The 8,713-nt window shown below is 69.6% G+C and carries 8 protein-coding genes; 3 read left to right on the forward strand and 5 right to left on the reverse strand.

Annotation, left to right across the window (positions count from 1 at the left end):
- Positions 1-88: 88 nt before the first annotated feature.
- The 4 genes from Q0Z66_RS11225 to Q0Z66_RS11240 form a co-directional block, all read right to left on the reverse strand.
- A complete protein-coding gene (locus tag Q0Z66_RS11225; protein ID WP_298041153.1) occupies positions 89-880 on the reverse strand; it encodes a tyrosine-protein phosphatase in 792 nt (263 codons plus the stop codon).
- A 12-nt stretch (positions 881-892) separates the two neighbouring features.
- Positions 893-1,447, reverse strand: a complete 555-nt coding sequence (locus Q0Z66_RS11230; RefSeq protein WP_298041155.1) for an HdeD family acid-resistance protein — start codon at positions 1,445-1,447, stop codon at positions 893-895.
- Positions 1,448-1,628: 181 nt separating this feature from the next.
- Entirely contained in the window at positions 1,629-1,832 is a 204-nt protein-coding gene (locus Q0Z66_RS11235) for a hypothetical protein (protein ID WP_298041157.1), read from the reverse strand.
- Positions 1,833-1,917: 85 nt separating this feature from the next.
- The gene (locus Q0Z66_RS11240; RefSeq protein WP_298041159.1) at positions 1,918-2,808 is read right to left on the reverse strand and encodes a LysR family transcriptional regulator; all 891 of its coding nucleotides are present in this window, start codon (positions 2,806-2,808) and stop codon (positions 1,918-1,920) included.
- A gap of 131 nt (positions 2,809-2,939) precedes the next feature.
- Here Q0Z66_RS11240 and Q0Z66_RS11245 point away from each other — a divergent pair, with 131 nt between their 5' ends.
- From Q0Z66_RS11245 to Q0Z66_RS11255, 3 genes are read left to right on the forward strand one after another with little or no spacing between them, the layout of a single operon-like run.
- Positions 2,940-6,383: a bifunctional proline dehydrogenase/L-glutamate gamma-semialdehyde dehydrogenase gene (locus tag Q0Z66_RS11245; protein WP_298041161.1), complete on the forward strand. Its 3,444-nt coding sequence runs from the start codon at positions 2,940-2,942 to the stop codon at positions 6,381-6,383.
- Positions 6,384-6,407: 24 nt separating this feature from the next.
- Entirely contained in the window at positions 6,408-7,046 is a 639-nt protein-coding gene (locus Q0Z66_RS11250; protein WP_298041163.1) for an FMN-binding negative transcriptional regulator, read from the forward strand.
- Complete coding sequence (locus Q0Z66_RS11255; protein ID WP_298041165.1) at positions 7,043-8,509, forward strand: amidohydrolase family protein; 1,467 nt, start codon at positions 7,043-7,045, stop codon at positions 8,507-8,509. Before Q0Z66_RS11250 ends, Q0Z66_RS11255 begins: the two co-directional genes overlap by 4 nt.
- Positions 8,510-8,533: 24 nt before the next feature.
- Here Q0Z66_RS11255 and Q0Z66_RS11260 read toward each other — a convergent pair.
- Positions 8,534-8,713 (reverse strand): SUMF1/EgtB/PvdO family nonheme iron enzyme (locus tag Q0Z66_RS11260; protein ID WP_298041167.1); only part of this gene is annotated, 180 nt, incomplete at its 5' end.

Consider the following 8,713-nt stretch of genomic DNA (forward strand, 5'->3'; position numbering starts at 1 on the left):
ATTGATCTTCCTCTGTCTTGTTTTATCGGCTGCTGAGCGGGACTCTAACAGCAAGTGGGGCCCTCTCACGGCTTTCGTTCAGAAACCGTCACGCGATGAGCGCGCGGCGCAGGTCGTCGAGTTCTGCGCGGGACAAGCCTCCCGAGAGCAGGTACTCATGAGCGCCGCCGGCGGCGTCTGTCCAGGCGAGGGCCTGCTCGATCGCAGAGGCGGGCGTGCCCGTTGCGAGAGTGCGCAGCTTCGGGGTGACCGGAATCCCGTACGACTCGATCATGCCGATCATCGCGTCGGACCACGGCCCGGCGAGATTCTTCTCGGATTGCGCGTAGTCGACGATCACGGCGTCACGCTCGACGCCCACGGCCTCGAGCATCAGTGCGGTGGCGACACCGGTGCGGTCCTTGCCGGCGGTGCAGTGCAGCAGCACAGCGTTCGGCGCCTCTTCGCCGGCGGATGCTCCGATCAACCGGGCGATGCGGACGAAGGAGTCGGCGCCGCCACGGAGCATGTCGACGTACAGGTCGCCGAGTTCGGGAAGGCGCGACATCGCTGCGGTGATCTGCTCTGTCGTGGGAGTGGATCCCGGTGCGCCGGCGACCCCCGCGATCAGGTCGCTCGTCGCTCCCTGCATGATCGACAGGTCGACGGTCGAGAATGCGCGTCCCGTGGGCAGGCGATCGGGAGCCATCTGACGCTCCGTCTCGGTGCGCAGGTCGATCACGACCCGGACGGGGGAGTCCTGGAGATCCTGCAGGCCTTCCGCATCGAGCGCGGACAGCGCCTCGGAGCGGAACAGGGCGTGGGGGCGGCTGGTGCCGCCCCCACGCACGGGCATGCCTCCGGTGTCGCGGAAGTTGTAGAGTCCGGAGATCGTCGACATGGCCCGATCCCCTCAGGCCGCGTTCTTACCGAACTGGAAGGAACGGATCATGTTCATCACGCCGAGCACGACGAGCGAGATTCCCAGCAGCCACCACAGCACCTCGGCGCCCCACAGCGGCGAGAACAGCAGGAGGATTCCGGCGATGATGCTCAGGACGGCGAACAGTGCCGACCAGCCCTTCGATGAGGCGTCACCGAGGGTCGTGAGCGCGACGACGCCTTCGACGACCCACATGATGCCGACCATCACACCGAGGAACACGGCGAGCCACAGCATCGTCTGGCCGAGGCTCATCAACGCGACGACGCCGGCGATGATGAACAGAATGCCCAGCGCGATGTGTCCGACCCGTGCCCAGCCGCCCTTGGACTTGCTGAAGATGCCGAGACCCGCATAGGTCAGACCCGCTGCGATCGCGTAGATCGCGATGATCGCCGTGACGACCATGGCTGTGCGGCCCGGCCACACGAGCACGAGGATGCCGACGATGGCTGCGAGGAGCCCGCCGATCCCGATCGCGGCGCGGATGCCATTGACGGCGGTGGATTCGGGGGTCTTGCTCATTGTGCTTCCTCTCACGGCGGTCGCCCGCGTGCGCGCGAGCGGACTGACGTCACGGTTTCGTCCGCGACATCAGCCCGATCCTTCCGAGAAAGCGTGTCGGTGGGGGTGAGCGGAGGGCAAGATCACCCGTTGGGTCACCTGAGTGATCACCCGGCGTCCGGTGGCTCCGCCCGCGGCGGGATCAGCGTCCGCTCGGTGGGAGACGATCGACACCGTGACGGTTGGGTTTGTCGGGCTCCGCGGCCGTGTCGGGCGTCGCATGCTCGCGCCCCGTGGGCGGCTCGGACGTCGGATACTCTGGCTCGTCGATCTCGACGGCCTTGTCCCGTTCATCGCGGGAAGGCAGATGGTCAAGGGGCTGTTTGATGTCGTCTGGATGGCTCATGCCCCTACCCTCGGCGGTTCGATCAGGCTCGCACAGGGGGTTGAGAACGGGGCGATCGTGTGAACCGTGAGTGCGAGCGCCACTGTCATCGCGGTTCGTGATCGGCCAGGGCATCGGCCAGAGCCGTGAGAACGGCAGCGAGAGCCTCGTCGTCGCGCGATGCCGTGCGGGTCGCGGCGAAGATCTCGCGCACGGGCGAATCGGGCAGCTCGAGCAGGCGGACGGAGTCGCGGTCGCCCGTCCAGACGAGGTCGGGGAGCATGGCGGCGGCGTGACCGGCGGCGACCAGGCGCGCATGGGCGATGAGGTCGGTGGCCTCGAAGCGCACGTCGGGTTCGAATCCGGCGGCGCGGCACTGCTGCACGGCCCACCGGCGCACGGTCGTCCCCTGGGGCTCCATGGCCCAGGGGTGATCGCGCAGGTCGGAGAGTTCGTGGGCGGGGGAATGCGGGGGAACGGCGATGCGCACCGGATCGCTTCCCAGCAGGGTGCGTTCGATGCCGTCGCGCAGTTCGCGGGTGTGACCGGGGTACTGCTCCGCGACGACGAGGTCGAAGGTTCGGGCCTGCAGCTCGAAGAGCGCCTTCTCGGGCGGGATCTCGACCATGTGCACACGGATGTTCGGATGTTGGGTCCCGAGCGCCGTCAGGGCGCGGGGGACGACGGCCTCGGCGACGGTCGGCATGACGGCGATGCGCACGATCTCCGCGGCGTGCTGAGCCGTCGACAGCTCGGCGCGCACGGCCTCGTCGAGTTCGAGCGCCCGGGCCGCATGCTCGGCGAGCAGGCGCCCTTGCGCGGTCAGACGTACGCGCCTACCGTCGGGTTCGAGCAACGAAGCACCCGCCTCGCATTCGAGCAGGGAGAGCTGTTGCGACACCGTCGAGGGGCTGTACGCCAGGGCTGCGGCGACCTCGGCGATGGTGCCGCGCAGCGCCAGCTCGTGCAGGAGGCGCAAACGTCGGAGCTCGAACATCGGGCACCTCGTTATCTTCGGGAACATCGAACGATATCCATCGTAAACGCTCGCTTTTCACGAATGGTCGAGTGCCTGCACACTGAGACGAGGACTCGCGGCGACGCCGCGCTCTGGAGTGAGGAAGACCGATGACTCAGACGACATCGACGCCCTTCGAGCACGCCGAGATGGCAGAGCTCGCCGACGACGCCGTGGCGCTCGTGCGCCGCTGGCTCGAGGAGAGCCGGGAGGTGCCCAGCGATGCGGCCGCCCAGCGCCTGGCCGGCGTGCTGCGCGATCCGAAGGGGCTCGACTTCACGGTCGGCTTCGTCGACGGCGTCGTGCGCCCGGAGGACCTGAGGGTCGCGGCCCACAACCTCCACGACCTCGTGCCGTTGACTCCGAAGTTCCTGCCGCTCGCGCTGCGCGGGCTCATCGGTCTCGGCGGAGCCCTCGCTCCGGCATTCCCGGGGATCGTCGTGCCGATCAGCCGCCGCGTGCTGCGCGGCATGGTCCGCCACCTCATCGTCGACGCCACGGATGCCAAGCTCGGCAAGGCCATCCGCAGCATCCGCTCCGATGAGGGCGTGCACCTGAACATCAACCTCCTCGGCGAGGCCATCCTCGGAGAAGAGGAGGCCGCACGCCGGCTCGCCGGCACCCGACGACTGCTCGAGCGCGACGACGTCGACTACGTCTCGATCAAGGTCTCCTCCACCGTCGCACCGCACAGCCCCTGGGCCTTCGACGAGGCCGTCTCCCACGCTTCCGAGGCGCTCGTGCCGCTGTTCCGCATCGCGAAGGCGCGCGGCAAGAAGTTCATCAACCTCGACATGGAGGAGTTCAAGGACCTCGATCTGACGATCGCGGTGTTCACGAGCATCCTCGACCGCCCCGAATTCCGCGATCTGTCGGCCGGCATCGTCCTGCAGGCATACCTGCCCGATGCCCTCGGCGCCATGATCCGTCTGCAAGAGTGGTCTGCGGCGCGCGTCGCCGACGGCGGCGCAGACATCAAGGTGCGCGTCGTCAAGGGCGCGAACCTGCCGATGGAGCAGGTCGACGCCGAGACCCATGGCTGGCCCCTGGCAACCTGGCACAGCAAGCAGGCGACCGATGCCTCGTACAAGGCGGTCCTCGATTACGCGCTGCGCCCCGAGCGCGTGAGGAACGTGCGCATCGGCGTCGCCGGGCACAACCTCTTCGACATCGCGCTGGCCTGGCTGCTCGCCGAGAAGCGCGGGGCCACCTCGGGCATCGAGTTCGAGATGCTGCTGGGCATGGCGACCGCACAGGCGACCGTCATCCGCCGCACGGTCGGGTCTCTGCTGCTCTACACCCCGGTCGTCCACCCGGCCGAGTTCGACGTCGCGATCGCGTACCTGATCCGCCGTCTCGAAGAGGGGGCATCCACCGAGAACTTCATGTCTGCGGTATTCGATCTCGACGAGGACCCGGTGCTGTTCGCCCGCGAGCGCGACCGCTTCCTCGCCTCGATCACGACGATGCCCACCGAGGTTCCGTCCTCCAACCGCACCCAGGACCGCTCCGCCGGAATCATCGCGGTGCCCGAGACCGGCTTCGAGAACACCCCCGACACCGACCCGAGCCTGGCCGCGAACCGTGCGTGGGGCGACGCGATCCGCTCGCGCATGCAGGAATCGCAGCTCGGCGATGAGACGGTCGCGGCGCACACCCTGAGCTCCGCCGAGCAGCTCGACGCGGTCATCCGGACCGCGGTGGGCGCCGGCGAATCCTGGCGGGCCCTGGGCGCCGCCGGTCGCGCCGAGATCCTGCACCGCGCCGGCCGCATCCTCGAGGAGCGCCGGGGCGACCTCCTCGAAGTCATGGGCTCCGAGTGCGGCAAAGTCATCGAGCAGGGAGACCCCGAGGTCTCCGAGGCCATCGACTTCGCCCACTACTACGCCGAGAGCGCGCTGGCCGCCGACGCGATCGAGGGCGCTGAGGCGCGTCCGGTGGGCCTCACGGTCGTCACGCCGCCGTGGAACTTCCCGGTCGCGATCCCGGCGGGTTCCACGCTCGCCGCGCTCGCCGCCGGTTCGCCCGTCATAATCAAGCCCGCCCGCCAGGCCCGCCGTTCCGGCGCGGTCATGATCGAGGCGCTGTGGGAGGCGGGGGTTCCCCGCGAGGTCCTGCAGTACGTGCAGCTGGACGGCCGCGAACTCGGGCAGAAGCTCGTCAGCGATCCGGCCGTCGGCCGTGTCATCCTCACGGGCGGCTACGAGACGGCCGAGCTGTTCCGCGGCTTCCGCCCCGACCTGCCGCTGCTCGCCGAGACCAGCGGCAAGAACGCCATCATCGTCACCCCGCACGCCGACCTCGACCTGGCCGCGAAGGATGTCGCCTACTCGGCGTTCGGCCACGCGGGCCAGAAGTGCTCCGCGGCATCCCTCGTGATCCTCGTCGGCTCGGTCGCCGACAGCGAGCGCTTCCGCCGTCAGCTCATCGACGCGGTCGGCTCGTACCAGGTCGGTCAGCCCTGGGAGGGGCCGAGCCGCATCGGACCGCTCATCGGCCCGGCCGACGGCAAGCTGCTCCACGCTCTGACCACGCTCGAGAACGGTGAGTCCTGGGTCGTCGAGCCCGAGAAGCTCGATGACGCCGGCCAGATGTGGAGCCCGGGGATCAAGGAGAACGTCGTCGCCGGCAGCCCGTTCCACCTGACCGAGTACTTCGGTCCGGTACTGGGCATCATGACGGCGAAGACGCTCGATGAGGCGATCGGCCTCGTCAACGCGATCGACTACGGCCTCACCTCGGGGCTGCACTCCCTCGACGAGGACGAGATCGCCCAGTGGCTCGCCGCCGTCCAGGCCGGAAACCTCTACGTCAACCGCGGCATCACGGGCGCCATCGTGCAGCGCCAGCCGTTCGGCGGCTGGAAGAAGGCGGCGGTCGGTGCGGGAACGAAGGCCGGCGGCCCGAGCTACGTGCTCGGCCTCACCGACTGGGTGGATGCGCCTGTCGCCGCGGACGCACCGAGCGATGCGCTCTCGCGCGCGGCGCTGGCAGCGCTGACATCGGCGGATGCCGCGGCGGAGGCATCCTGGTTGCAGGGGGCGCTTGCCACCGACGTCGCCGCCTGGCAGAACGAATTCGGTGCTGTCAGCGACCCGACAGGCCTGGTCACCGAGCACAACGCCCTCCGTTACGGCGCGGTCCCCGTCACGATCCGTCTCGCCGGCGCATCCGTCGCCGAGGCGATCCGTGTGATCGCCGCGGGCCTGCGCACCGGTGCGCGTCTGAACGTCAGCACGGCAGCACCGCTGCCCGCCGCGGTGCAGACTTGGGCGACGGAGTCCGCCATCGGCGTCGCGGTCGAGGATGACGCCGCGTGGGGCGCGCGGGCAGCCCGCATCGCCGAGTCCGGGGGCCGCATCCGTCTCGTCGGCGGCGATGCCGCAGTCCTCGCCGAGCACACCGGCGGATCGCCCGCGGTCGCCGTGTACGCCGGCCCGGTGCTCTCGGCTGGCAGGATCGAGATGCTGCCCTACCTGCGCGAGCAGGCCGTCTCGATCTCGGCGCACCGCTTCGGCACCCCGCACCGGTACGAGATCCCGACTCTGATCTGATGATCGTCACGAAGGAATGATGCGATGAGGCCCAACCCCGATTACGAACTCGACGATGTCGACGCGATCCGCGCCCTGGTGCGTGAGAACCCGTGGGCGAGCATCGTGAGCTTCGTGCCGGGGAAGGGCCTCGTCGCATCCCACTATCCGATCCTTCTCGACGAGGACGCCGACGGCATCGTGCTGCTCAGCCACGTCGGCCGCCCCGACGAGCGCCTGCACGAGCTGGGCGGGCACGAGGCGATGGTGATGATCTACGGCCCGCAGGGCTACGTCTCGCCGGGCTGGTACGGCGTGCCGTACGGCGTCCCGACATGGAACTTCGCGGTCGCGCATCTCTACGGCACCCCCGAGATCCTCACGGACGAGGAGAACCTGCGTGTGCTCGACCGACTCGTCTCGCACTTCGAGAATGTGCTCCCCGAGCCGTACCTGATGCACCGCACCCTCGAGAACACCGCCTACGCGGAGCGGATCGTGCAGGGCACGGTCGGGTTCCGGATGCGCGTGGACCGGTTCGAGGCGAAGGACAAGATGAGCCAGGACAAGCCCGCCGAGGTCGTCGACCGCGTGATCACCGCGCTCGGCGAGCCGGGACCGTACTTCAACCCGCCGCTGGCGGCACGCATGTCTGCGATCCACCACGAGGAGCAGAGCCGATGAGCGTCCTGACTCTGACCGGCGCGCGCCCCTACGGCACCGCCGAACCCGTCGATGTGTTCATCCGGGACGGCATGATCGATGCGGTCCTGCCCACCGGGGAGCGGGCGGCCGAGGGAGAGGTCGTCGACGTCGCCGGGCGCTGGATCGGCCCCGGTCTGTGGGACGCTCACGTGCACTTCACCCAGCACGTCATCCGCCGCCGCCGTATCGACCTCACCGAGACGACCAGCGCCGCGGACGTCATCGCCGCGACGGTCGCGGCCCGCGCCGCGGACTGGCCGCTCGCCGACGGCATGCTGATGGGCTACGGCTTCCGCGACGGGCTGTGGGAGAGCCCGGCCACTCTCGCCGCCCTCGATGCGGCCGTGCCCGATGTGCCGGTCGTGCTCGTCAGCGGTGACCTGCACTGCGGCTGGATGAACTCCGCCGCGGCCGCTCATCTCGGCGTCGAGCTCGATGAGACCGGACTGCTGCGCGAAGGGCCCTGGATCGACCTGCTCCACGCCTTCGATGCGGCCTCCGACCTGCCGTTCGAGGCCTACCAGGAGGCGGCGGATGCGGCATCCGCCCGTGGCGTCGTCGGCATCGTCGAGTACGAGAAGACCGACAACATCACCGAGTGGCGTGACCGCGTGGAGCGCGGCCTGACCGGACTGCGGGTGGATGCCGCGGTCTGGGGCGACCGGCTGGAGGCCGTCATCGCCGACGGCTGGCGCACCGGCGCCTCTATCGATGCGGAGTCCCTCGTGACCTTCGGGCGCCTCAAGGTCATCGTCGACGGATCCCTGAACACCCGCACCGCGTGGTGCTGGGACCCGTACCCCGGCACCGACCCGGCGCACCCGCACTCCTGCGGCATGGAGAGCGTGTCGATCCCGGAACTGCGCCGACAGCTCGAAAGCGCGCGCGCTGCGGGGATCGAGGCGGCCGTCCACGCGATCGGCGACCGGGCGAACACCGAGGTGCTCGACGTCTTCGCCGACCTGGGCATGTCCGGCGTCATCGAGCACGCGCAGCTCGTGCGCGAGGAGGACTTCGCCCGCTTCGCCGAGCTGGGGCTCGCCGCCAGCATCCAGCCCGAGCACGCCATGGACGACCGCGACGTCGCCGATCATCACTGGTCGGGCCGCACCGGCCGAGCCTTCGCCTTCGGTTCGCTGCACCGCTCCGGCGCCGAGCTGCGCCTCGGATCCGATGCCCCCGTGGCCCCGCTCGACCCGTGGATCTCGATCAGCGCCGCGACCGCCCGCAGCCGCGGCGACCGGGACGCCTGGCACCCGGAGCAGCGCCTTCCGTTGGATGTCGCCCTCGCGGCATCCGCCCGGTCGACGCTGGACGCCGGTCAGCCCGCCGACCTCGTGGTCATCGACCGCGACCCCTATGCCTGCGATCGCGACGAGCTGCGCGAGATGCCGGTGGCGGCCACGCTCGTCGGAGGCCGGTTCACGCACCGAGCGCTCTGAGAGCCGCCTCGCACCGTCGCCTGATCAGACGGCGACGGTTCGGAAGCCGGCGTTGCCCATCGACGAGTCGGGAGTGCTCTGCGATCGTGCCGCGTTGCGGTACCGGTTGCAGTACGAGTCGTGGCACAGGTAGCTGCCGCCGCGCAGCACGCGCTGCTCACCGGCATCCGGTCCGGTCGGCGCGGTCGCAGCGCCGGCCGCGTA

The sequence above is a fragment of the uncultured Microbacterium sp. genome (assembly GCF_947632095.1).
In the GTDB taxonomy this organism is placed as follows: domain Bacteria; phylum Actinomycetota; class Actinomycetes; order Actinomycetales; family Microbacteriaceae; genus Microbacterium.

Bases quoted from the DNA above. Each gene is read 5' to 3' on its own strand.
- Q0Z66_RS11250 (WP_298041163.1), top strand. From the start codon at position 6,408: ATGAGGCCCAACCCCGATTACGAACTCGACGATGTCGACGCGATCCGC.
- Q0Z66_RS11230 (WP_298041155.1), bottom strand. From the start codon at position 1,447: ATGAGCAAGACCCCCGAATCCACCGCCGTCAATGGCATCCGCGCCGCG.
- Q0Z66_RS11255 (WP_298041165.1), top strand. From the start codon at position 7,043: ATGAGCGTCCTGACTCTGACCGGCGCGCGCCCCTACGGCACCGCCGAA.
- Q0Z66_RS11225 (WP_298041153.1), bottom strand. From the start codon at position 880: ATGTCGACGATCTCCGGACTCTACAACTTCCGCGACACCGGAGGCATG.
- Q0Z66_RS11235 (WP_298041157.1), bottom strand. From the start codon at position 1,832: ATGAGCCATCCAGACGACATCAAACAGCCCCTTGACCATCTGCCTTCC.
- Q0Z66_RS11245 (WP_298041161.1), top strand. From the start codon at position 2,940: ATGACTCAGACGACATCGACGCCCTTCGAGCACGCCGAGATGGCAGAG.
- Q0Z66_RS11240 (WP_298041159.1), bottom strand. From the start codon at position 2,808: ATGTTCGAGCTCCGACGTTTGCGCCTCCTGCACGAGCTGGCGCTGCGC.